Origin of the sequence: Myxococcus llanfairpwllgwyngyllgogerychwyrndrobwllllantysiliogogogochensis, assembly GCF_006636215.1 — a bacterium.
GTDB lineage: Bacteria > Myxococcota > Myxococcia > Myxococcales > Myxococcaceae > Myxococcus > Myxococcus llanfairpwllgwyngyllgogerychwyrndrobwllllantysiliogogogochensis.
Genome location: NZ_VIFM01000054.1, coordinates 17,884 through 40,163, shown reverse-complemented (window position 1 = coordinate 40,163; position 22,280 = coordinate 17,884). Strand labels below are relative to the sequence as shown.

Here is a 22,280-nt window from a genome sequence, read left to right as displayed (position 1 = left end):
GTGTCCAACTCCGGAAGCTTTCGCGGCGCCACTCACACGGAGCGCATGGCGCACGAGGAACGCGCAGGTGGCAGCATCACGCGGGAGTCGGCACACGCGCCGTCACGCGTCAGGCGTCATCGCGGCCCAGGTTGACGACGGCCTGCAAGCGCGCCAGCACCGCCTCCGCGCCCTGGTGCAGGTGTGTCCCGTCCCAGAGTGCGGGTGTGGAGTGGCCGCCATGCAGCGTCCAGTCCAGTTCGGCTTCCGCGTACACGAGGTTGCGGAACACGACGCGGTCCTCCAGCGCGTGGTCGACGATGTAACGGCGCGCCGCGGCGGAGGGCTTGTCGGCGATGCGGTGGAACAGCTCGAGCGAGGCAGAGGTCATGGCGCCGTCACGGGGAGGAAGAGGTCGGCCAGGTCCTTGCGGGAGCGGCCGACCAGGTCCGCCAGTGTGTACCGGTCCAGCACCGCGAGGAAGGCCTCCCGCGCCTCCGCCAGCACGCCCTTGAGCCCACAGGCCGGGGCGATGGGGCACGTGTTGGTTTCACGGTTGAAGCACTCCACCAGCTCGAAGTCGGGCTCGGCCGCGCGCAGCACCTTGCCCACGGAGATGTCCTTGGTGGCGCGCGCCAGCGTCACGCCTCCGGAGCGCCCGGCTTTGACCTCCACGAAGCCCTCGCCCGACAGCGTCTGCACCACCCGCACCAGATGGTGCTTGGAGATGCCATACGCGTCCGCCAGCTCCTGCGTGGACGCGAGCCTTCCGGGGCGGGCGGCGAGGTAGAGCAGGACGCGCAGCGAGTAGTCGGCGTGGAGGGTGAGGTGCACGGTCAGCGGGCTCCGACGGCCTCCACCCTGGGGGCGCTCGGCAGGAAGGCATCCGCGTGGAGGTCCTTCAGCGAGAGCCCCGAGAGGAAGAGCTTCTTGCGCAGGGATAACACCAAATCGGAATCGCCGCAGAGCCACGCCCGGTAGCCCACGGGCTTCGGACACTCCGCGCGGATGAGCACGTCGAGCGCTCCCTCGGCCACGTCCCGGCTTCCTCCCGTCAGCACGCCAGGTCTGTAGTGGAAACCCACGTTGCGCGCGGCCAGCTCGCGCAGTTCGTCCGCGAGGTAGAGCCCCTCGGGCGTGCGCGCGCCGTGGAAGAGCCAGATGGGGCCGGTATGCCCCGCCTCCAGCGCGTCGCGCACGATGCCGTAGAGGGGCGCCAATCCCGTGCCGGTGCCCGCCAGCAGCAGCGGCTGCTCGGGGCGACCGGGCACGTAGAAACAACTACCCGCTGGCCCCTGCACCGCCATGGCGTCACCGACGCGCGCTTCCCGGACCAGCCAGCCACTCATCGCGCCGCCCGGCACCAGACGCACGTGCAGCTCCAGCAGGCCCTCGCGCGGCAGGCTCGCCAGGGAGTAGCTGCGGGCCAGCCCATCCGCCCGCAACAGCGACACGTACTGCCCCGCCCGGTAGTCGAAGGACGCGTCCGTGGTCAGGCGCACGCGCAGCACGCTGGGGGACAAGAGGGACATGGACTCGATGCGCGCGGGCACGCGCAGCGCATCCGCGCCCGCCACCTCCAGCTCCGCGCCGGTGACGGGCCGGCAGACACAGGCGAGGAAGTAGCCTTGCGTGCGCAGCGTGTCCTTCAACCCCGCGCGCGCGGCCTCCGGCACATCACCGGACAGCGCGCGCATGAGGCAGGACTGGCACGCTCCCGCGCGGCACGCGTTCGGCACGGCCACCCCCTGCCGCAAGAGCCCATCCAGCACGCTCTCCTCGGCCTCCAGCGGATACCACCGTGACTCGTGCTTCACCCTGGCCATGGCGCGCCTTTCGTCCTTCAGCGGTTCAACACGTCCGCGCGAGCGCCCCCGGCGATGGCGAGCACCCGCTCCACCAGCGGCGCCGGAACGTTGAGCTCCTCCAGCGTCGCGCGCAGGTGCTCCACCACCGCGTCGAAGTGCACGTCGTTCAGCCCGCGCTTCACCAGGGGCGCATGGCCGGCGCGCATGTCCTTGCCCGTGTAGTTCGAGGGCCCGCCCGTCACCATCGTCAGGAACGCCTTCTGCTTCGCGGACTGGCGCTCCATGTCCACGTCCTCGAAGAAGTGGCTGATGCGGTCGTCCGACAGCACCTTCCGGTAGAACACGTCCACCGCCGCCGCCATCGCCGGCTCTCCGCCAATCTGCTCGTAAACGCTCTTCTCCTGCGCCGCCGTGCTCATCGCGTCCGCTCCTTCCGCCCCTTCCGGGCTTAAAGATGCATTTCAAATGCATCGATTCGGGCGTAAGGTCAACTACAGCAGGACAAGGAGCGCGAATCGCGGGAATCAGTCGGGGCCTCCGGGCCACCGTCGTGCGGTGGTCATGTCTCCGCGCGGAAGTTGCGGCCCATTCCCGCGCCCGTGCCGACGTAGTGGCGGAACACGTAGAGCAGGGGTTGCCAGCGCTCCACGTCGATGTGCTGCGTGCCCGGCACGGTGACGGACTCGTGCGCGTGCACGCGGGTGACGCGCAGCTCGGCGATGACGAAGGAAGGCTCGGGGGCCTCGGGCGTGGGGCTGGAGCGGCGCGCGGACAGCAGCACGGCCTCGAGCTGCAAGGGACACTCGGCGACGCGGGGTGGAGCGACGGTGTCGGAGGGCAACGGCGTGAGGCCCGCGCGCTCGAACTTGCGAGGCTCGTGCTGATAGCCCTGCGCGCGCTTCGAGTCCGGAACGGGGAAGCGGCCCGTGGTGGGCGCCAGGCGCTCGACTTGAGGCCACAGGGACGCGGAGGGCAGGTTCACCACGGCCTCGCGCGTGCGCTCCAGGTTCGCCAGGCCCTGGCCCAGCCCACCCAGTCCAAGCACCAGCCTGTCATCGAGTGCCCACGCGGAGGACAGCGGCGTCAGGTTGGGTGAGCCGTCTTCTTGAAGGGTGCTCAGGAGCGCCACTGGCGTTCCGAAGTAGAGGATGCGGGGCGCAATCACACGGTGTCTCGTCGGCTCGGTCATGCCCGCATCCCTAGGGCACGGGTGGCTCGAAACGCTTCGGTGCTTGCCGAGACGTCCGCGTGCCGCCCGGCCACCCACGCAAGCCCCCGCCCGAGATAGTTCGGCGCGCGCCGAAACGTCCTCGTAGGCTTGGCCCTCAAGCTCTCGCCATGCCCCACCCCATCGACCTCGCCCTCACGGCTTCACTCATCGGCGACGCCACGCGCGCGGGCATGCTCTCGCGCCTCCTCGAAGGACCCGCGAGGACCGCGGGCGAGCTCGCGCGGGAAGCAGGCATCTCCCCGCAGACGGCGAGCGGACACCTCGCGAAACTCCTGGAGGGAAACCTGGTCCGCGTGGAGGCGCAGGGCCGCCACCGCTACTACCGGCTCGCCAGCGCCGACGTCGCGCGCGCCCTGGAAGCGCTCAGCCTGCTCGTCCCCACGCGCGTCGCCACCGTGCGCGTACCAGAGCCGCTGCGCTTCGCGCGCACCTGTTACGACCACCTGGCGGGCACGCTGGGCGTGGCGCTGGCCGAGGGCCTGGAGAAGCGCGGCCTCTTGGAGTCCGGCGAGGACAGCTACGCCCTCACCCCGGAGGGCACACGCTTCGTGGCGAAGTGGGGCGTGGATACACAGACACTGTCACAGGGCCGCCGCGCCTTCGCGCGCCGCTGCCTGGACTGGAGCGAGCGCCGCGCCCACGTGGGTGGGGCGCTGGGCGCCGCGCTGGCGGAGCGCCTGTTCGCGCTGCGCTGGATTGCACGCCGGCCCGAGGGCCGCGGAGTGCGGCTCACCGTCGAGGGCCGGCGGGGCTTCGAGAAGTCGCTGGGGCTGTCCTGGCCGTGAGGCCCGGAGACTGACTCAGGCCCGAGCGTTCGCGGCGCCGATACGAGCCGCCTCGCGACGCACGGTGGCCTGCTCCAGCTCGTAGCGCGCGTCCTCGGAGGACAGGCCCTTCAGGCGCTCCTGCGCCTCGGACAGGCGCTTGCGCGCGCCCTCCACGTCGATGCCGGACACGTGCTCCGCGGCGTCCGCCAGCACGAGCACCTTGTCGTTGGCCACTTCCACGAAGCCGCCCGCGACGAAGTACGCGTCACGCTTGCCCGCGTCGATGAGCGTCAGCGAGCCCGGCTCCATCAGCGACAGGAAGGGGGTGTGCCCCGGCCGCACGCCAAACAGGCCCTTGCCGCCGGGCACGATGGCCTCGTCGGCCTGCACCGACAGGATGCGCTTCTCGGGGGTGACAATCTCCACAGTCAGCTTGGCCATGAGGCTCCTCGCACTACCCAAATCAGAAATGGAGCTGCTGGGTGCTGCCACCCACCGGCTCGAACTCCACCACCCCGGCGTCCGTCAACCGAGGCCCCTTGCCGGGGATGCCGAGCGTGCCCTCCAGCCACTTCAAGTGGTGGGTCATCTGGCGCACCTCGGTGAGCTGCCGCGCGGGGACCAGGTCCGTCAGCCGCCGCTCCAGGACTCGCTGACCGTCGCGGCCATACTGCCCCGCCACCAGCACGTTCGTGGCCCAGCCCGGAGGTCCCTTGGGCTTCCTCGCCTTGCCCCGCTTCGGCGCCGGCTCCGGCTTCGTCTTCCCCTTCTCCACCAGGGGCCACACCACCCAGACGCGCTCGCCGTCGTTGGAGACGAAGTAGTAGTCGTCCACCGTCCCCAGGCACTGCTCCAGCTGCCAGACGGGTCCGCTCTCCTTCGTCACCTCGAGCCGGCACTTGCCCGGACCCGCGTCCACCATGCGCACGCTGTACAAGCCGTTGGCGCTCACCCGGGCCCGTCCCTTTCGCTCCTCCGCCAGGGCGGGGAGCGACAGAACACAGAGGAACAGGGCGAGCGCCGCGTGACGCATGGTCACCTCGGAAAGCGGGTTTGAACCGAGTCTACGCCGCCTGCTTGATCGCGTTCTCGACGACTTCGCTGATGGTGCCCGCCATGTAGAAGGCGCCCTCGGGGATTTCGTCGTGCTTGCCCTCGGCGATCTCCTTGAAGCCCTGGATGGTGTCCTGGAGCTTCACGTACCGGCCTTCCTTGCCGGTGAAGACCTGGGCGACGAAGAACGGCTGGGACAGGAACTTCTGAATCTTGCGGGCGCGGGCCACCACCAGCTTGTCGTCCTCGGAGAGCTCGTCCATGCCGAGGATGGCGATGATGTCCTGCAGCTCCTTGTACCGCTGGAGGATGCCCTGGACCTTGCGGGCCACCGCGTAGTGCTCCTGGCCGATGATGCCCGGGTCCAGGATGCGGCTGGTGGAGTCGAGCGGGTCCACGGCGGGGAAGATGGCGAGCTCCGCGATGGAGCGGTTGAGCACCGTCGTCGCGTCCAGGTGGGCGAACGCGGTGGCGGGCGCCGGGTCCGTCAGGTCGTCGGCGGGCACGTAGATGGCCTGCACCGAGGTGATGGAGCCCTTGGTGGTGGAGGTGATGCGCTCCTGCAGGCTGCCCATCTCCGTGGCGAGCGTGGGCTGGTAACCCACGGCGCTGGGGATGCGGCCCAGGAGGGCGGACACTTCCGAGCCGGCCTGGGTGAAGCGGAAGATGTTGTCCACGAAGAGGAGCACGTCACGGCCCTCCACGTCGCGGAAGTACTCCGCCATGGTCAGCGCGGAGAGGGCCACGCGGGCGCGGGCACCGGGCGGCTCGTTCATCTGGCCGTACACGAGGACGGCCTGGCTGGCCTCCAGGTTGTCGGTCTTGATGACGCCCGTGTCCTGCATCTCGTGGTACAGGTCGTTGCCCTCGCGGGTGCGCTCGCCCACGCCGGCGAACACGGAGAAGCCGCCGCGCTCGATGGCGACGTTGCGGATGAGCTCCTGCAGGAGCACCGTCTTGCCCACGCCGGCGCCGCCGAACAGGCCAATCTTGCCGCCACGGGTGTAGGGGGCGAGCAGGTCGATGACCTTGATGCCGGTCTCGAACATCTGCACGCGCACGTCCTGCTCCGTGAACGCGGGGGGCGCGCGGTGGATGGGCCAGTACTCCTGCGCCTTCACCGGGCCCATCTCGTCCACCGGCTCACCGGTGACGTTCAGGATGCGGCCCAGGGTGGCCTTGCCGACCGGCACCTGGATGGGGGCGCCCGTGTTCCGAACGGGGGTGCCGCGCGAAAGACCCTCGGTGGAGTCCATGGCGATGGTGCGCACCGTGTTCTCGCCCAGGTGCTGCGCCACTTCCAGGGTGAGGTTCTCCTGCTCCGGCCCCAGGTTCGCGTTCGTCACCTTGAGGGCGACGTAGACCTCGGGAAGACCGCCCGGCGGGAACTCGACGTCGACCACGGGGCCGAGAACCTGGATGATTTTGCCTGCCGTAGGAACTTGAGCGCTCATGGGATGTCGTCTGCCTCGTGCGGGGGAGCGGCCGGCGCCGTGCCCGTCATCAAATTTCGGCCCGGATATGAGGGCGGTGCCCCTTTACCGGGGGCCTCCCCCAGAATCAAGCCTCCCGGGGACCTGACCGGTAAGTCCCGCTTAGCGGATCCACGCCCCCGGCGCCAACCCCCCGGCTACTTCCCGTCCACCTGGTAGACGAGCGGCAGGTTGCCCTTCGAGCCGCCGCCCACCACCACCACCTTGGCGTTGGGGCTGGAGGCGAGCTTCTCCGTGGCCTCGATGCCCTTGAAGCGCAGGTACTCCTCGGTGAGGCCCTGGCGGACGATGTCCTGGTACTTCGCGATGCCCTCGGCTTCGATCTGCCGGCGCTCGGCCTCCTGGCGCTCCTTGTCCAGGGTGAAGCGCATCTTCTGGCTGCGCTGCTCCTCGGCGAGCTTGTCCGCGATGGCCTCCCGGATGGCGGCCGGCAGCGTGACGTCCCGGACGAGGATGGCCTCCACGACGACGTGCTTGCCCTGCAGGGCCCGCGTCACCTCGTCCTGGATCTCCTTTTCAATCTGCTCGCGCTTGGTGGAGTAGATCTCCTCCGGCGCGTAGCGGCCGAACACCTTGCGCGCCTCCGAGCGGGCGATGGGGGCGATGAGGATGTCCGCGTAGCGGGGGCCCGTCTGCGTGTGCAGCTCGAAGAGCTTCGCCGGGTCCACCCGGTAGCGCACGCTGGAGTCCACCTTCAGGTCCAGGCCGTTGTTGGACAGCACGCTCAGCTCGTCCTTCATCTCCTGGACGCGCAAGTCGTAGGTGATGAGCGACTTGCCCGGCCTGAGCACATGCAGCCCTTCACCATAGGGCTCACGCTGGGTGCCGCTGCCAAACGAGTCGAAGCCGATGCCCCCGTGGCCGCTGGACACCGTCTCGCACGCACACCCACTGATGCACAGCAGTCCCAGCACCACCCACAGTCGCTGCTTCACGCGGCCCTCCTCGCGCGAGCCCTCACGCGCTCGGGGAGACCCTTAAACGCGAAGGGCCCGCACCCAAAAATGGGGCGGGCCCGAGGCTTGCGCGACAGGAGGCGGGAGCTACTTGAGCGCCTCGGCGCCGGAGACGATTTCCATCAGCTCCTTGGTGATGACCGCCTGACGGGTGCGGTTGTAGGTGAGCGTCAGGCTGGAAATCATGTCCGAGGCGTTGGAGGTGGCGTTCTCCATGGCGCTCATGCGGGCGCCGTGCTCGCTGGCCACGCTCTCCAACAGGGCGCGGTAGACCTTGATGTTGACGGCCTGGGGGACCAACCGGTCCAGCACCGCCTGGCGGTCCGGCTCGTACTTGAAGTCCACCATCGCGGTGGCGCCCTCGGAGGGAGGCGCTTCGACGCCGAGCGTCTGCAGCGGCAGCAGCTGGGCGACGACGACCTTCTGGTTAATCGCGCTGATGAACTCGTTGTAGACGATGTGGACCGCGTCCACCTCGCCGTTGAGGAAGCTGGCGACGAGCTCCTCGGCCACTTCCGCGGCGGCGCGGTAGTTCAGCCGCTGGTACAGCCCACCGAAGTCCTTGCGGATGGTCTGGTTGCGGTTGCGGAAGAAGTCGTTGCCCTTGCGGCCCACCGTGGAGACCTGGATGCGCTCCAGCGCGGTGTTCTCGTAGATGAAGCGGTTGGCGCGGCGGGTGATGTTGGAGTTGAAGCCGCCCGCGAGGCCGCGGTCCGACGTCAGCGTCACCAGCTCCACGCGCTTGACCGGGCGGGCCACCAGCAGCGGATGGGTGAGGTTGTCGTCACCGGAGCGCGCCGTCAGGTCCGAGATGATCTGGTCCAGCATCGACGCGTACGGACGGGCGGCGAGGATGGCGTCCTGCGCCTTTCGCAGCTTCGCGGCGGAGACCATCTTCATGGCCTTGGTGATCTGCCGCGTGTTCTTCACCGAGCGGATGCGCTTGCGAATGTCGCGAAGGGACGCCATGGGACGGAGGACTCCTGTGGGACGTTCTGCCCAGGTGCGCCCGGGTGGGAGCAAGGCAGTCTGACGGCGGGGCCCCCTATATAAGCGGGCCGCAAGCCGGTCAACGGCAGTCCTGCCGGGGCTTTCCGGACACGAGGCCCGGGGGCTGCCGGGCGGGCGACCCTGGGGCTGTCGGAGGTGAGCAGACCCCTTACCTTCCAGGGCATGGCCTCAGCCGTCGCCGCCGGTGGACCCCTGCTCATCGTCGAGGACGACGTGGATATCCGCGAGGCGCTCCAGACGTACCTGGAGCTCCAGGGCTACGAGGTCCGCGTCGCGGGCGACGGCCGGGAGGCGCTGGCGCACCTGGCGGCCCTGCCCCCTCCCTCGCTCATCCTGCTGGACATGGGGCTGCCGGTCCTGGACGGCCACCGGGTGCTGACGGCGCGCGGGACGGACCCGGCGCTCGCGCGGGTGCCGGTGGTCATCCTGTCGGCGGAGACGGCGGACATGAGCCCCCGTGACAGGGCGGTGTACGCGGCGAGCCAGGGCGTGGCGGCCTTCCTGCCCAAGCCGGTGGACCCCAAGCGTCTCCTGGAAACGCTGCGGCGGCTGTTGCCAGGGCTGGCCGCCCCCCAGGCGGACGCACCGGTTTGACGCCGGGGGTCCACACGGGGCTTTGCGAGGGCGGTCGGCCGTAACACAATGGCGCCTGGTGCGGTGGTTCCTGGGTCCATGAAGCCAACCCGAGCGAGCGGTATCTGGGCGCGCAGGGCCCTCTTCCTCCTGCTCGCGGGCACGGTGGGCCTGCTCGTCACCTCGTACCTCGTGCGGGTGAGCTACGAGGAGCGCATCGTGTCCCTGGCGCAGGCGCCCACGGCGCCGGTGGCGCTCGTCTTCGGCGCGGGGCTGGCGCCGGGCGCGGTGCCCTCTCCGGTGCTCGCCCAGCGGTTGGACATGGCGATGGCGCTGTGGCGCGAGGGCAAGGTGCGCGCGGTGCTGGTGAGCGGGGACGAGGTGCAGCCCTTCCACCACGAGACGCGGGCCATGCGGCGCTACCTCCTGGAGCGCGGCGTGCCGGAGTCCGCGGTGCTGGGCGACGAGGCGGGGCTGTCCACCTATGACAGCTGCCTGCGGGCGCGCGGCGTGTTCGGGGCGAGTCAGGCGTTGCTCGTCACCCAGCGCTTCCATCTGCCTCGGGCGCTGTTCATCGCCAACTCGGTGGGCATCGACGCGTGGGGCGTGGCGGCGGACGAGGGGCGGTCGACACCCTGGCGCTACACCGTGCGCGAGACGCTGTCGCGCGTGCTGGCCCTGGGCATGGTGCTGCTGAAGGTGGAGCCCGTCTACCCGACGGGCCGCGCGGCGTTCCCGAAGGGCGGCTGAGCCGCCGAACCCGGCAGGCGGGCGGGCGGCGCGAATTGCGGCGGCCCGCGTGGGTTCTCATTGTTGAGGTACGGCGGTTCAGCCCACCCCGCTTGAGCGAGGAGACACCATGCGATTCAAGAAGCTCGGTTCGGAGGACGTGGGCGAGTCCACTTCGTTGCGTCACGTGAATCAGGACACCGGCGAGGAGGAGATCAACATCTCCGACCAGGACCTGGCGGCGACTCCCCCGTTGGAGGAGGAGCCGGACTTCCGAGACATCCTGCCGGATCAGATTCACGAGTTCCGCCGGGGTGACGAGGAGGCGGAGGAAGTGGAGCTGACGGCCCAGCCCGAGGAGCGCTTGCGCCCCGCGCGAAGGGACCAGCTCCCGGAGAGCTAGCGCTTCGGCGCCCATCGGTTGGAAGGTCGAGGCCGGACTGAAGAGGTCCGGCCCGCCTGCGCCCCCGGGATTTCGCGCGGACTCACGGCTCGCGCAGAGAGCTTCCGCCCGCGAACTTCTCCTGCCACGTCTGGAAGATGCCCAGAATCTCCCTCAGGTTCGAGGCTCCACCAAACCCCTCGAAGACGTCAGCGCGCACTCGGCAGCGGACCCAATCCTCGTCCGTTCGATCAATCGTCACTTCCTCGAAGGCGACCCCCGACAACTCCGTCTGGATCAGATCGATATGGATTGACCACCCTGGATTGTCGAGGTTCTCAATCCGAACACCGTACTGGTGCTCCCACTCTCCATCGGAGTGATTGGCAAGCCAGGCTTCCAGAGTGCGCAGCGCATCCATCGTCATTTCTCCTCCCAGGAGTTCGTTTGACGATGAGGAACGGCGAGACCTCGTCAAGCTGACATTGACGGTCTTCTTGTATCGCGCCGCGAGGCGGCCCCTCCTCGAACAAAGGGGCCGCGCATGGACGCGTCGAGGGCCTACTTCCTCGACTTGGCCTTCTTGACGGCGCCCTTCTTGGCTGCCGCCTTCTTCGCTGGAGCTTTCCCCGCGACGACCTTCTTGGCCCCCGCCTTCTTGGTGGCGACTTTCTTCGCGGGGGCCTTCTTCGCAGCGGGCTTCTTCGCGGGGGCCTTCTTCGCAGCAGCCTTCTTCGCGGCGGGCTTCACTGCAGCCTTCTTCGCGGTGGGCTTCACTGCGGCCTTCTTCGCGGTGGGCTTCACTGCGGCCTTCTTCGCGGTGGGCTTCACTGCGGCCTTCTTCGGAGGGGCCTTCTTCGCGGCGGGCTTCACTGCGGCCTTCTTCGCCGCCGCCTCCGCGAGCAGCGCCGGCACATCGCTCGTCGCGGGTGCCAACGCCAGTGGCGTGGCCACCTTTTTCACCTTGGCCTTCTTCGCTGTCGGTTCCGCCTGGGGCGCGCTCACCGGCTTTACCTCAGCGGGCGTCACGGCCGCCTGGGGCTTCGCCTTCGTCGCGGCGGGCTCGGCGGGAGCCTTCGGTGCCGGTGCCTCGGCCGCCTTCTTCTTGGGCGCCGCCTTCTTCTCGGGGCCCAGCTCCTTGCGCAGCGCCTCCTGCATCGTGGGACGCACGAAGAGCTCCACCTGCTTCACCGCCACCTTCGACGGAGCCTTCCTCCCACCGCCGTCCTTCGTGCCAGCCTTTCCGAATCCGGCGGTCTCGGCGCCCTTCCGGCCTCGTGACGCGTCGTCGTCGTACTCGTAGGCCAGCTCGCGCTGAGCGCCCTCGTCCTCCTCCTCCTCTTCGGCCTCGACGAGCACCTCCTGCGTGACGGACTCCTTCTCCGTCTCCTCTTCATCGTCCACCCCGACGCCAGAGAGCGCGCCCTGGAGCACCGCGTTCAGCGCGCGCGCGAAGGTGCGTTCACCGAAGCTCTCGACCTCCGCCGGGGGCACGAGCACGTCGAGCATCTCCTTCAGCGTGCGGTACAGCCGCATCTCGCGCTTCTCGCCCTCCCAGGTGCCGAAAATCCATTCCTCGTCACCCAGCGCCTGGACCCAACCCGGCAGAGGTCCACCACCATCGCCCTGCTCCACCATGGCCGACTTGCGCGCGGAGAACAGGTGCCGGTGGGCACCCTTCATTCCAATGCGCCACACACCCGCCGCCGGAAGGCCCTCCAGCTTCAACCGCGTCTTCTCCAACACGCTCGCGGAGCCCTCGGGCCCGTGCAGCGGGAAGAGATTCACGTCCCCGTGAAACTCACCCCCGTTGAAGGACAGGTACAGGTGGCCGAGGTCCTCGGGGAATGGAACGCCACACTCCGTCTCCGCCCACCGGACCTCATCCGCGGACACACCCGATGACGCTGCCTTCGCCGACTTCCGCAGTGCCTGCAACCACTCGTGCATGACCCCTCCACGACACAACCATTGCCACAACCTTACGGCGGCTGTGCGTCCCGCGCAGTGCGCCTGTTGGGCTTTTGATGGCCCCCCACACGGAATGATCCAGCCCCCGAGGTAGGGCCACCCGAGCCCTCCCCGGACCTATCACGACAACGCCGGGCCAGGGCTCCATCCATCCCCTTGCTCGGGAGGAGGACCCGCCACCGACCCAGAAGGCCCCGGGCCTCGCGCCCCCTCCGCTCCAGGCCAGACAGGCCTCTTTCCGCTGATCCACGACCGGGCGGAACGGGTTCCCCGGGGACCCGCCACCCGGGCCGAGCCCGGCTTGAAGCCGGGAGAGCGTCCCGTTAGGCAAGGGGCATGGCACATCCCGTGAGCTATGAGGGGACGGCGGAGAACTTCGACCAGCTGGTCATGGAGCCAAAGGGCGAGCTGGTGGTGGTGGACTTCTGGGGTGACGGCTGCCCGAACTGCGAAATCTACGCGGCGGCCGAGCCCATGCTCCTCTCGGAGCTGGACGGCGCACCGATGCGCGTCGTGAAAGTGAACGCATACCAGCATGAGACGCTGGCCCACCGCTTCGGCCTCTACGGCATCCCCACGTTCCTGCTGTTCCGCGAGGGGAAGCTCATCGGGAAGATGAGCCAGTACTACGGCAAGGAATACTGGCTCGGCGTCGTCCGCGACCACCTGCCGACGGCGTAGCACTCCAGGGCGCCGTGCTCAGCCCACCTGGGTGAGCCGACCGCCCTCCGGCGGACTCGCGGCGGACACCACGGCATCGGCGGCGCGGCGCGTGTTGGCCTCGATGGCGACCTGACACAGCGCCGTCTGCGCCTGGAGCTGGAGGACGAAGGCCCGCGACCTCGCCGAGCGGACCCCCAGCGCCATCCCGATGAAGCCGAGGACCACGGCCCCTATCGGCCCGCTCTTCATCGCCGCGTCGAGCACCGCGCCAGCGACTCCTCCTCCGACAAAACCAGCCAGGCCCCACGCGAAGACCATGCCTCGTGCCTGGTCATAGAGCGCCTGCGCATGGGCGCGAATGATTTCCGGGTCGTATCTGACAGTCATTGCTTCCCCACGGGTCGAGACCTGCGAATGCAGGCCCATGGAAAGCTTCCACAAGACTCCCGGGAGGGACCTACCTCCCCAGGGGTATGGACAGCAGCGCGTCCATCCTTCGGGGCAACGAGGTTGATGTGGGGCAGGGCCGTTACAACCATGAACCCTCGCGGTGGCAGGGCACGAGGGGGACGGACATGACGAAGCATCGATGGGGGCAAATACTTACGCATCTGGCCTGCATGACATGGCTATGCGGCGGCGCGCTGGGTTGCGGCACGGGCCAGCCCGAGGCATACGAGGACGGCGCATCGTCGGACAGGGTGGGGACTCAGACCGCGAGGCAGGCACCCATCTTCACGGAAGACCTCTTCTACGACCACTGTCCGAGGGGGACGCAGGCGCAAGGTCCCACCATCCATGTCGCGAAGACCGGCCCACGAGACCCCACGAAGCCTCTGGGGTCCAACGAGAATCCCTACTCCACCATCATGGCGGCGGTGAAGGTCGCCCGGCCGGGAAACGTCATCGTGGTGAGAGCAGGTGACTACAACGAGCAGGTCGCCATCACCGCTCCGAAGGGGGCTCGACCGGGCACCGCCGACGCTCCCATCGTCCTGAGGGGTGAGCAGGCCGCGCGTCCTCGCATCCTGCCAGCGGCCACCAACGTCGGCAGCCTGGTCATGGTGAGCCAGCCGTACTGGATCGTCCAGTTCTTCGAGGTGGACGTCCAAAGCAGACCGTCGTTCGCCGTGCTCTTCGAGACCAACACGACCTGCTCCCAACTCCGCGACTCGAAGTTGCACGGAGGCCGGGCCGGCGGCGGCGTCATCGCCAGCTACGCGGAGTTCGTCCTCTTCGACCACAACGAGATCTACGACTTCTCCAAGACGAACACGGACTCGCACGGCGTGGCGATCCGAGGCGTGTCCCGCAACATCTTCATCGTGGAGAACGACATCCACGACGTTTCGGGCGACGGGGTGCAGTGTCAGCCGAATGGCGGCCGGCCCGCCATCATCCTCGTCGAGAGGAATCGACTGCATGCCACGGGGGAGAACGGCGTCGACGTCAAGGCCTGCGATGACCTCCTGCTGCACAGGAACATCATCTACGACCTCCCGAACATCACCCGCTTTCCCTGGCAGGCGAACACGTCCGCCGCCGAAGGCGTGCTGATTCACGAGGACGCGACGAACATCCAGATTCTGGACAATGAAATCTACCAAGCGGGCCGGGGCATCTCCATTGGCGGGAACAACGTCATCGACCATCCCACCAACGTGCTGATTGAAAGCAACTACATCCACGACATCTACAACTATGCGTCGCGCACCAATGGACAGGGCATCCGCATCGTGAAGGGTGAAGGGGTACACATCATCAGCAACACCATCGAGCGGACCGCCGACGCCGGGCTCCGACTCGCAGCGGACGAACCCAACGTCGTGTTTGGCCTCATTGTCTACGACAACGTCCTGCGGGATATGCGGCTGTTCGTGCGCCTGGGGCGGCCGGAGCACCGGCCCGGCATGGGGATGGACCGCAACCGCTATTTGGGCCCCATTGGAGTCTTCACCCTCTCGGGTGCCCTGTGGGAGGGGACCCATGCCCAGTGGCTCAGCGCACTGGCCCCCTCCTACCTGGACCAGTTCTCGGTGAGAGTCCTCGTGCCCTCACGGGCAATCACCGAGCCAGGGCCCACGGAAGCCCTCTCCCCGACGTCGACGCCCGCGCCGTAGCGGATTACCGCATCACTCGCCCCCCCGCCGGAAGGAGCCACAGGGCTTCCGGCGGAGCCGTGCGTTCCCCTTGGGCGCGGCGCGGCATGCGGGAATCCCTATCCATGACCCCATCGCCTTGGACAGACCCCGTACAACTCATTGACTCAGGCAACCATTCGCATGCACAACATATTGCCTTTGCGGGCATTCCGTGGCTTACTGGCTTTGCGTCTGATGGGCTTCTCTGAACCCAGGCGCCAAGGAAAGCGAAGACAACCATGTTCATGACGGGACTGCGTCGTTGTGCGCTGTTGGCTGGAATCGTGGCATTGACCGCGTGCGGAGGGCCGCTCCCGGAGGAGCAGGCCCTCACCGAGGCCATGCCTGGAGAGGAAATCAGTGAGGAGGCTGTCTCCGAGGGCGGAGAGGTCGATGCCCAGGCCTGCTCGCTGACCGTGGTGGAGGCCTGTTCACCCAATCTGCGGACCTGTGGCATCCGCTGCTGCGATGGAAAACTCATCCAGGCTCCGGACACGGCATGCGGCGCTTGTGAGCCCCTCGCATGGGAAGTCTGCGCCTGGCGCGGCGGCCCGTGGCACATTCGCTGGACGAACTGACGCACTGGCGAATCGCACGAACATCCGTCCATTCGTGCGGCGGACATCACACCGCGAAGTCATTGACGGCGTCAATCAATCGCGTCTTCCCACTCATCGCGCGCCCATCGGCGGGTCGCGAACCGTCTACCCTTACGCTGAGTGGAACGACTCCGACCTGACTGAAATCCATATTGTTTTGAACCCCGGGCGAGAATGCCCCCGCCGCTGCCTTGTCCTGGCGGTGGGGGCCTTCTCGCGCCTGGAGAGTCGCGCCCACTTTCCCTATCCTCGGGGCTCATTCAACGAGGAGCACGCTGTTGGCCCGTATCGCATTCGTCGTGGTGGAGCCGTTCGCCGACTGGGAGCCCGCGCTGCTGGCGGCGGGGGCGCGCGAGGACTTCGGTGACAAGGTGTCGTGGTTGTCGCCAGGGGGACGTCCGGTTTCATCGATTGGCGGAATGACCATCCAGGTCCACGGCGCACTCGAGGACTTCTCTCCCAACCAGGCCGATGCGCTCGTGCTGATTGGGTCCTCGCTCTGGATGACGCCCGAGAGCCCCGACCTCACGCCCGTGCTCCGGCGCGCGGCGGACGCGGGCCTCGTCGTCGCCGGAATCTGCGGTGCGACGCTCGCGCTGGCCCGGGCCGGCCTGCTCGATGACCGCGCGCACACCAGCAACGCCCTCGACTTCCTCCAGCAACACGTCCCGACCTACAACGGCGCCGCGCACTATCGACCCGGGCCGCGCGCGGTGCGCGACGGACGCGTCATCACCGCGTCCGGCTCGGCGCCCTCGAGCTTCGCCCTGGAAGTGCTCGGCGCCCTGCATCCCGAGGCCACCCAGCCCCTGGCCGAGTTCCTCACGGAGTTCGGGCGCGAGCACCAGCCCACCTGAGCCCTCGTGCCCCCGGTGCGAACCCAGGGCGCTCCTCGCGTGTGCTTCAATGGCGGGAGCGCCACTCCTCCCGCCGCCCCTCGAGGCAGACGATGAACCTCATCGAGCCCGTCATCCTCGCCGGTGCTGCCCTCTTCGGAGTGGTGGGTGCCGTGTGGGGCATCACCTCGGCCCCCATCTGGGGACTTGAGGGCTTCGTCGGCACCGCCATGCGTGGGCTCGGCGGCTTCGTCGGCGGCTTCATCGGCGGGGGCATCTCGTTCGCCGCGGTGCTCTTCGCCCTGGGCGCCCTGCTCGTCCTCCGGGACAAGGCACGCCAGAAGCGCTCGGGCGGGCCGAACCCGCCTCCCGTTCCCTGAAGTCGGGACATCGGTGTAGACGTCGCCCACGTCGACTCCTGCTTTTCCGGGCAACGCCCGTGCCGACAGCCACCGAGCAGACGAAACGCCCTTGCGGCCCTTGGCCCTTCATTCCGGGCGACCTACTCTCGGAAGCAGTCCCATGGCTTCCGACCCCTACCGCGTCAATCCGGACGACCCGCGCGCGCCTCCCCAGGAGCTGTGGGAGCAACTGACACCCGCGGAGCGGGCCCAGGTCATCGACAGCCTTCCCTCCGAGTTCCCCGTCTCGCAGACGCACCCTCCCGAGGGTGACCCCCACTACGAGGCCAAATCGCGAACGAGGGAGGTGCTCGGGAGCTTCTTCTCTCGCATCGGCCGCAAGGTGTACCTGGCTTGCGAGCTGCCCGTGTACTACCCGGGCGAGTCGATGTGCTCCCCGGACGTCATCGCCGTGGTGGACGTGGAGTCTCGTTCCCGCATGCGCTGGATGGTGAGCGCGGAGGGGAAAGGTCTGGACCTGGCCCTGGAAGTCATCGTCGCGGGGGAGCGACGCAAGGACCTGGAGCGCAATGTGGAGCGCTTCGCCCGCCTCGGAATCCGCGAGTACTTCGTCTTCGACCGGGGCCGGCTGAGACTCAGTGGATGGAGGCTTGAGGAGGGACGCCGTGCCTACCGCCCCATCCTGCCTCAGCATGGGTTCTACCGCTCGGAAGTGCTTGGCCTGGAGCTCCAGGTGGACGACGAGCGCCTTCGCTTCTACGTCGGCGGCGCGGCGCTTCCTGAAGCCCAGGAGATGATTTCCCGCCTCGAGCACATGATGGAGCGCGTCGAGGCAAGCCACACGGACCTGGAGCACCAACTCACCGAGGAGGTGCGCCTGCGCGCGGAGGAAACCCAGCGCCGCGAGGACGCCGAGCGTCGACTGGCAGAGGCCCTCGCCGAGTTGGAGCAACTGCGCGGCAAGCGGGACTGAGCCCCTCGCCTCGGGGTCGGACCCGGCTCCCCCGCCCTGAAACCGCGTAGGGTGCTCCCATGAAGCCCTCCACGAAACGCACCGCCCGACGCCCTCGCGCTCCGGACTTCCAGGCTCCTCCACCGGAGCTGGCGCTGCTGCTCGGCCCGCTCGAGACAGGAGACGAAGCCGCCCGACATCAGGCCGCCATGGTGCTGTTGCAGCGCAAGGACCCCATCACGGCAAGCCACGTGGCCAGACTCCTGCGCACCGCCGCCGACCCCAAGGCCCGCGAGGTCTGCGCCTGGCTGCTCTGCAGCATCGACAAGGGCTCGCCCCCCGTCATCGAGGCCCTGCTCGAAGCCGCCGAGGACCCCTACGAGCACATGAGCGTCCGCGGTCAGTCCCTCGATGCCCTCAGGCCATCAACGTCGTCGGGCCTGAACCGGCGCATCTTCCAGACCCTCATCGGCCTACTCGAACACCCCGCCGTCGAGCTGCGCTTCTGGTCCTGCTTCGCCCTCGGCGCCCTCAAGCACCGCCCCGCCATCCCCGCGCTCCGCAAGGTCGCCGAGGAGGACGAGCGGGTGAACCCGGGCTGGTGGTACGTCGCCGAGGAAGCCCTCGACGCCATCGACCACATCGAGTCGAGGGAGTCTCCCGACCGCATCCCCGTCATGCGTCGAGGCAAGCAGGACTGAGCCCCTCGCCTCAGGTCTGATAACCGCGCGCCTGCAAGCGGAACAGGTGCGCGTAGCGCCCGTCCTTCGCCATCAGCGCGTCATGGCTGCCCAGCTCGTCCACGCCGCCGTTGTGCAGCACGGCGATCTGGTCCGCCATCCGCACCGTGGAGAAGCGGTGCGAAATCACTATCGCCATCCGGTCCGCCGCCAGCGCCTGGAAGCGCTCGAACAACGCGTGCTCCGCCTCCGCGTCGATGCTCGCCGTGGGCTCATCCAGAATCAGTACCTCCGCGTCGTCCCGCATGAACGCTCGCGCCACCGCCAGCTTCTGCCACTGCCCCGCCGACAGCTCCTGCCCCTTCTCGAACCACCCGCCCAGCATCGTGTCGTACTGGCTCGGCAGCGTCTCAATCACCCCGCTCGCCCCACCCTGCTCCGCCGCCTTCACGATGCGACCCCGGTCCTCCAGCGCCGGCACGTGCCCCAACCCGATGTTCTCCGCCACATTGAACTGGTAGCGCACGAAGTCCTGGAACACCGCCCCGAAGCGGCTGCGCAAATCCCCCACGTCCATGTCCCGGATGTCCACGCCCCCGTAGAGGATGACCCCCTCCGTCGGCTCGTACAGCCGCAACAACAGCTTCAACAACGTGCTCTTCCCCGCCCCGTTCTCCCCCACCAGCGCCAGCTTCTGTCCCGGCCGCAGCGTCAACGACACGTGCCTGAGCGCCCACGCCTCCTTCCCCGGATAGCGGAAGGACACGTCGCGCAACTCGATGTCGTTGGTCGGCCCGCGCGGCGGTGACTTCGCCGGCAACACCCGGGGCGACTCGCTGCCCGTCGGAATCTCCAGGTACGTGAAGAGATTGCTCATGAAGAGCGCGTCCTCGTACATGGAGCCCACGCTCGTCAGGATGCCCTGGAACGCCGCCTGCCCCTGCCGGAACACCCCCAGGTACAACACCATGTCGCCCACGGTGATGGCCCCATCCGCCGCCCGCCCCGCCACGAACAGATAGCAGCCGTAGAAAGCCGCCAGCGACAACACTCCCAAACCCAGACCCCACCCCATCCGCTTGAAGGCCAGCGCGCGGTCCTCCGCGAAGAACTTCCGGAACAGCTCCCGGTAGCGCCCCAACACCAGCTCCCCCAACCCGAAGAGCTTCACCTCCTTCACGTGACTGTCGCGCGTGAGGATCCACTCCAGGTAGTTCAGCTTGCGCCCCTCCGGCGCACGCCACGAGTAGAGCCGGAAGCCCGCCATCGCCAGCCGCGCCTCCGCGATGAACGCCGGAATCGACGCCACCACCAACACGACGACGCTCCACGGCGACAACGCAATCAACAGCGCCGCGAAGGTGGACAACGTAATCGCGTTGCGGACGATGGAGAACGCCTGCATCACCAGCGACAGCGGACGACTGCTCGCCTCGCGCCGCGCGTTCTGCATCTTGTCGTAGGTGTCCGAGTCCTCGAAGTGCTGAAGCTCCAGCTCCAGCGCCTTCTGCAGAATCCGCTCGTTGAGCAGGTTGCCCAGGTTCGCGCGCAACAGCTCCCGCGTCAGCGTCAGCCCCCGCTCCACCACCGCCGAGCCGAGCATCAGCCCGAACTCCAGCCCCACCAGGCCATAGACGCGCGAGTGCGCCTCCGCCGAGCCCTGCGCGGACGCCACCACCGCGTCCACAATCAGCTTGCCCACCCAGGCGATGCCCGCCGGCAACACCGCCGCCACCAGCGTCAGCGCCCCCAGCAGCACCGCCCCCTGGGGGCTCGCCCGCCAGAAGAGCTGGAACGTGCCGGGGAGCTGCCGGAACAGGCTCCCGGCGCCCTTCAGGCGGTCTTTGAGGGAGGTCTTCGCGGGGGGCGTGGCATCAAGAGGACGAGGAGACACAGGGCGCGTTCATAACGCGCCCGGCGTCCGCGCGCTTGGCCCCTCACGACACCGCACGTCCTTCGTGCCGGGACACCAGCACGTCGCACGAGGACCTCGCCAGCACCCGCTCCGCCAGCGAGACGCCGCACCCCTCGGCCTGCCCCGAGCCCGCTAGCGCCAGCAGGTCCGTGCCCAACTCCGCCGCGTGCGCCAGGATGCTCTCGCCCGGCTCGCCTCCACGCAGCCGGGCCTCCAATTCGCGCCCCGTCTCCCGGTACGGAGCCAGGAAGCGGGCGAGCGCCACCCTCGCGGCGTCCTCCCGCTCCCGCTGCAACACCAGGAAGCGCTCCGGTGACGCCCCCCGCGCGCGCAGCGCCGCCTCGTCCGCGCGGGTGTCCACCACGTGCAACACCTCCACCAGCGTCAGGGGACACAACCTCAGCGTCAGCTCCAGCGCCCTCCGGGACTCGCGCGAGAAGTCCACCGCGACCAGCGGGCTCGCATACGGCCGCGCCGGATGCGGCAACACCGTCAGCACCGACGTGTCCAGCCGCCGCACCATCCGTCGCACCGTCGAGCGCTCACCCAGCTCCCGTCCCGGCGCCGTCACGTGCGTGCCGCCCAGCACCACCAACTCCGCGCCCTGCTCGCGCGCCACCGCTACGGCGGCGTCCACCGCGTCTCCCCGGCGCAGCTCCTCGTGCACCGTCACGTCCTGCCGCTGCCTCAACCGCCGCGCCACCGCGCTCACCGCCTTGCGCAGACACCGCTCTCCCGCCACGATTCCCGCGGGCGAGCCCTCCAGCGGAGGCCCCGCGTGCATCACCGTGAAGGTGGCTCCCATGCCCAGCGGAAGCCGCAGCGCCCGGGCCAGCGCCAGCTCGGAGCGCAGCGAGAAGTCCGTCGCCACCACCAGGCGTGTCATGCCCCTCGGGCCCCGGGAGGGCCCGGGTGACAACAATGGAATGTCCAGCCGGGTCAGCTCGTGCTGCCTCATCGCGAGACCCTCCTTTCGTCTGTCCCTACTTCTTTAGTGTCGGCGCCGTGGGGCGGTGACACGCCATCCCATGCACCTGACGCGACCTGGGCGAGCCGTTGCTCGTCGGTCCGCCGCCGTGACGCGGCGATGTCCAAGTCCTCGCTCCGAAGATTCAGGCCCTCGCGCCCAGATGCCACCCGTGCCGCGGGGACGGCGCGTGCCCGAGCAGACGACAGAGCCCCAAGGTCCTCGCGTGCACCGCTCCCCCTGCCGCCTGGATGACTCGCGCTCGCCGCGTGGCCCGGCGCTTCACTCGGGTGACAGCGACGTCGTCCCGACTCAGACCTGGGTGAGGGTGGAGCACGACACCTCGTCGCGGGAGGCGAGACGTCACGAAGGGAGGCAGGGGCTCAAGCCCCCGCTGCGCGCGGGAAGGAGAAGTGCGTCGCACGGTGGACGGCCTCCCTGAAAAAACTCCAGGCGTCTGGCGTCCGTATCTCACGTGAGTCGTAAGGGACATGCACCCGGGCACGAAGATTGGCCCGCTTGGCACGTCCGAGGAGCGACAGAGCGACTCCTGCGGGCCGCGAGCAGCACGGCCGAGGCTTTGCAGATGGGGTGCTACGGCAGCGCGGTGGGTGGCGGGTCGGACGGGATGCTGAAGAAGGGGGAGGGCCAATGCGCGGGGTCATCACCGGCAGAGAGGTGGTCACCAATCTGGGTCTCATCTACCGAGAGTTCGGCGCGGGCTGTGTGCTGCGCTGCTTGTGGGTGATGCTCAGTGGGAAGACCACGACGTTTCTTGAAGTGGCGTGTCCACCCGCGGCGAAGCGCTAGGGCGGATACAACGGCGACGGGTCACGAGGGCATGCCCCGCGACCCCGCCGTAGCAATCATCGTCTTCGCGGTACCGGACTAGGGCTCATCGCGGCGAGGCTTGTCGTCGTCCACCGCGTCCCGGACCGCACGCTTGGCGTCCTCGACCTTCTCCTTGGCGTGGCCCTTCGCCGTGTCGACCTTGCCCTCGGCCTCCAGCGAGCGGTCGCCCGTCGCGGCGCCCACGGTCTCCTTGATCTTGCCCTTGGCCTTGTCGATCAACTCACCCATGACGCATCTCCTTTGGCTTTGAGCTCCTGAGAGCCGTTGTGGTGAGAGTGTGAACACGCGCCGGGTGGCATGCAGGCGGCGCGACGACGCTCGCCTGCCCTGGGAGCATCAACGGCGGAGGCGCATCGGCCC

At 68.6% G+C, this 22,280-nt stretch carries 28 protein-coding genes; 12 read left to right on the top strand and 16 right to left on the bottom strand.

Annotated elements, in window-relative coordinates:
• Window positions 1–109: 109 nt before the first annotated feature.
• The 5 genes from FJV41_RS16010 to FJV41_RS15990 form a co-directional block, all read right to left on the bottom strand.
• On the bottom strand, window positions 110–370 hold the full coding sequence (locus FJV41_RS16010; RefSeq protein ID WP_141643357.1) for a hypothetical protein: 261 nt from the start codon (window positions 368–370) through the stop codon (window positions 110–112).
• The gene (locus FJV41_RS16005) at window positions 367–813 is read right to left on the bottom strand and encodes an RrF2 family transcriptional regulator (RefSeq protein ID WP_141643356.1); all 447 of its coding nucleotides are present in this window, start codon (window positions 811–813) and stop codon (window positions 367–369) included. The genes FJV41_RS16010 and FJV41_RS16005 overlap by 4 nt, the downstream gene beginning before the upstream one ends.
• Window positions 814–815: 2 nt before the next feature.
• The gene (locus FJV41_RS16000) at window positions 816–1,805 is read right to left on the bottom strand and encodes a 2Fe-2S iron-sulfur cluster-binding protein (protein ID WP_141643355.1); all 990 of its coding nucleotides are present in this window, start codon (window positions 1,803–1,805) and stop codon (window positions 816–818) included.
• Between the two features lie 17 nt (window positions 1,806–1,822).
• Entirely contained in the window at window positions 1,823–2,206 is a 384-nt protein-coding gene (locus FJV41_RS15995; protein WP_141643354.1) for a group I truncated hemoglobin, read from the bottom strand.
• Between the two features lie 140 nt (window positions 2,207–2,346).
• Window positions 2,347–2,952, bottom strand: a complete 606-nt coding sequence (locus FJV41_RS15990; protein WP_246137229.1) for a flavin reductase family protein — start codon at window positions 2,950–2,952, stop codon at window positions 2,347–2,349.
• 173 nt (window positions 2,953–3,125) lie between these two features.
• Between FJV41_RS15990 and FJV41_RS15985 the strand changes: the two genes are divergently transcribed.
• On the top strand, window positions 3,126–3,803 hold the full coding sequence (locus FJV41_RS15985) for an ArsR/SmtB family transcription factor (protein ID WP_141643352.1): 678 nt from the start codon (window positions 3,126–3,128) through the stop codon (window positions 3,801–3,803).
• 15 nt (window positions 3,804–3,818) lie between these two features.
• Here FJV41_RS15985 and FJV41_RS15980 read toward each other — a convergent pair whose 3' ends face one another.
• The 5 genes from FJV41_RS15980 to atpG form a co-directional block, all read right to left on the bottom strand.
• The gene (locus FJV41_RS15980) at window positions 3,819–4,226 is read right to left on the bottom strand and encodes a F0F1 ATP synthase subunit epsilon (RefSeq protein WP_141643351.1); all 408 of its coding nucleotides are present in this window, start codon (window positions 4,224–4,226) and stop codon (window positions 3,819–3,821) included.
• A 22-nt stretch (window positions 4,227–4,248) separates the two neighbouring features.
• The gene (locus tag FJV41_RS15975) at window positions 4,249–4,818 is read right to left on the bottom strand and encodes a hypothetical protein (protein WP_141643350.1); all 570 of its coding nucleotides are present in this window, start codon (window positions 4,816–4,818) and stop codon (window positions 4,249–4,251) included.
• A gap of 31 nt (window positions 4,819–4,849) precedes the next feature.
• The gene (gene atpD, locus FJV41_RS15970) at window positions 4,850–6,292 is read right to left on the bottom strand and encodes a F0F1 ATP synthase subunit beta (RefSeq protein WP_141643349.1); all 1,443 of its coding nucleotides are present in this window, start codon (window positions 6,290–6,292) and stop codon (window positions 4,850–4,852) included.
• A 176-nt stretch (window positions 6,293–6,468) separates the two neighbouring features.
• Window positions 6,469–7,266 carry a prohibitin family protein gene (locus tag FJV41_RS15965; protein ID WP_141643348.1) on the bottom strand — a complete coding sequence of 266 codons (798 nt, stop codon included), beginning with the start codon at window positions 7,264–7,266 and terminating at the stop codon, window positions 6,469–6,471.
• A 108-nt stretch (window positions 7,267–7,374) separates the two neighbouring features.
• On the bottom strand, window positions 7,375–8,256 hold the full coding sequence (gene atpG, locus FJV41_RS15960) for an ATP synthase F1 subunit gamma (protein WP_141643347.1): 882 nt from the start codon (window positions 8,254–8,256) through the stop codon (window positions 7,375–7,377).
• A 177-nt stretch (window positions 8,257–8,433) separates the two neighbouring features.
• On the opposite strand from atpG, the gene FJV41_RS15955 reads away from it, so the two are divergent.
• From FJV41_RS15955 to FJV41_RS15945, 3 genes are all read left to right on the top strand, one after another.
• The gene (locus tag FJV41_RS15955) at window positions 8,434–8,892 is read left to right on the top strand and encodes a response regulator (RefSeq protein ID WP_246137228.1); all 459 of its coding nucleotides are present in this window, start codon (window positions 8,434–8,436) and stop codon (window positions 8,890–8,892) included.
• Window positions 8,893–8,970: 78 nt separating this feature from the next.
• The gene (locus FJV41_RS15950) at window positions 8,971–9,621 is read left to right on the top strand and encodes a SanA/YdcF family protein (protein WP_174476123.1); all 651 of its coding nucleotides are present in this window, start codon (window positions 8,971–8,973) and stop codon (window positions 9,619–9,621) included.
• A gap of 109 nt (window positions 9,622–9,730) precedes the next feature.
• Window positions 9,731–10,003 (top strand): hypothetical protein, encoded by a 273-nt coding sequence (locus tag FJV41_RS15945; protein WP_141643344.1) that lies wholly within the window; start codon window positions 9,731–9,733, stop codon window positions 10,001–10,003.
• Window positions 10,004–10,085: 82 nt separating this feature from the next.
• On the opposite strand, the gene FJV41_RS15940 is transcribed toward FJV41_RS15945, so the two are convergent.
• Window positions 10,086–10,403, bottom strand: coding sequence for an immunity 53 family protein (locus tag FJV41_RS15940; protein WP_141643343.1), 318 nt, complete (start codon window positions 10,401–10,403; stop codon window positions 10,086–10,088).
• Between the two features lie 140 nt (window positions 10,404–10,543).
• Window positions 10,544–11,932, bottom strand: coding sequence for an SMI1/KNR4 family protein (locus FJV41_RS15935; RefSeq protein ID WP_141643342.1), 1,389 nt, complete (start codon window positions 11,930–11,932; stop codon window positions 10,544–10,546).
• A 357-nt stretch (window positions 11,933–12,289) separates the two neighbouring features.
• Here FJV41_RS15935 and FJV41_RS15930 point away from each other — a divergent pair, with 357 nt between their 5' ends.
• Window positions 12,290–12,634 (top strand): thioredoxin family protein, encoded by a 345-nt coding sequence (locus tag FJV41_RS15930; RefSeq protein WP_141643341.1) that lies wholly within the window; start codon window positions 12,290–12,292, stop codon window positions 12,632–12,634.
• Window positions 12,635–12,652: 18 nt separating this feature from the next.
• On the opposite strand, the gene FJV41_RS15925 is transcribed toward FJV41_RS15930, so the two are convergent.
• On the bottom strand, window positions 12,653–13,003 hold the full coding sequence (locus FJV41_RS15925) for a hypothetical protein (protein ID WP_141643340.1): 351 nt from the start codon (window positions 13,001–13,003) through the stop codon (window positions 12,653–12,655).
• Window positions 13,004–13,191: 188 nt separating this feature from the next.
• On the opposite strand from FJV41_RS15925, the gene FJV41_RS15920 reads away from it, so the two are divergent.
• From FJV41_RS15920 to FJV41_RS15895, 6 genes are all read left to right on the top strand, one after another.
• Complete coding sequence (locus tag FJV41_RS15920) at window positions 13,192–14,736, top strand: right-handed parallel beta-helix repeat-containing protein (protein ID WP_246137227.1); 1,545 nt, start codon at window positions 13,192–13,194, stop codon at window positions 14,734–14,736.
• 260 nt (window positions 14,737–14,996) lie between these two features.
• Window positions 14,997–15,335, top strand: coding sequence for a hypothetical protein (locus FJV41_RS15915; protein WP_141643339.1), 339 nt, complete (start codon window positions 14,997–14,999; stop codon window positions 15,333–15,335).
• 299 nt (window positions 15,336–15,634) lie between these two features.
• Window positions 15,635–16,213 carry a type 1 glutamine amidotransferase family protein gene (locus FJV41_RS15910; RefSeq protein WP_141643338.1) on the top strand — a complete coding sequence of 193 codons (579 nt, stop codon included), beginning with the start codon at window positions 15,635–15,637 and terminating at the stop codon, window positions 16,211–16,213.
• A 92-nt stretch (window positions 16,214–16,305) separates the two neighbouring features.
• Window positions 16,306–16,572: a hypothetical protein gene (locus tag FJV41_RS15905; protein ID WP_141643337.1), complete on the top strand. Its 267-nt coding sequence runs from the start codon at window positions 16,306–16,308 to the stop codon at window positions 16,570–16,572.
• A gap of 142 nt (window positions 16,573–16,714) precedes the next feature.
• Window positions 16,715–17,527: a Uma2 family endonuclease gene (locus FJV41_RS15900; RefSeq protein ID WP_181790670.1), complete on the top strand. Its 813-nt coding sequence runs from the start codon at window positions 16,715–16,717 to the stop codon at window positions 17,525–17,527.
• A 59-nt stretch (window positions 17,528–17,586) separates the two neighbouring features.
• The gene (locus tag FJV41_RS15895; protein WP_141643335.1) at window positions 17,587–18,207 is read left to right on the top strand and encodes a HEAT repeat domain-containing protein; all 621 of its coding nucleotides are present in this window, start codon (window positions 17,587–17,589) and stop codon (window positions 18,205–18,207) included.
• A 10-nt stretch (window positions 18,208–18,217) separates the two neighbouring features.
• Here the strand turns inward: FJV41_RS15895 and FJV41_RS15890 are convergent, their stop codons facing one another.
• Both FJV41_RS15890 and FJV41_RS15885 read right to left on the bottom strand, forming a co-directional pair.
• Window positions 18,218–20,080, bottom strand: coding sequence for an ABC transporter ATP-binding protein (locus FJV41_RS15890; RefSeq protein ID WP_141643334.1), 1,863 nt, complete (start codon window positions 20,078–20,080; stop codon window positions 18,218–18,220).
• Window positions 20,081–20,123: 43 nt separating this feature from the next.
• The gene (locus FJV41_RS15885; RefSeq protein WP_141643333.1) at window positions 20,124–21,059 is read right to left on the bottom strand and encodes a universal stress protein; all 936 of its coding nucleotides are present in this window, start codon (window positions 21,057–21,059) and stop codon (window positions 20,124–20,126) included.
• A 660-nt stretch (window positions 21,060–21,719) separates the two neighbouring features.
• On the opposite strand from FJV41_RS15885, the gene FJV41_RS52235 reads away from it, so the two are divergent.
• Window positions 21,720–21,878 (top strand): hypothetical protein, encoded by a 159-nt coding sequence (locus FJV41_RS52235; RefSeq protein ID WP_174453945.1) that lies wholly within the window; start codon window positions 21,720–21,722, stop codon window positions 21,876–21,878.
• A gap of 78 nt (window positions 21,879–21,956) precedes the next feature.
• On the opposite strand, the gene FJV41_RS15880 is transcribed toward FJV41_RS52235, so the two are convergent.
• Entirely contained in the window at window positions 21,957–22,148 is a 192-nt protein-coding gene (locus FJV41_RS15880) for a CsbD family protein (RefSeq protein WP_141643332.1), read from the bottom strand.
• Window positions 22,149–22,280 lie beyond the last annotated feature (132 nt).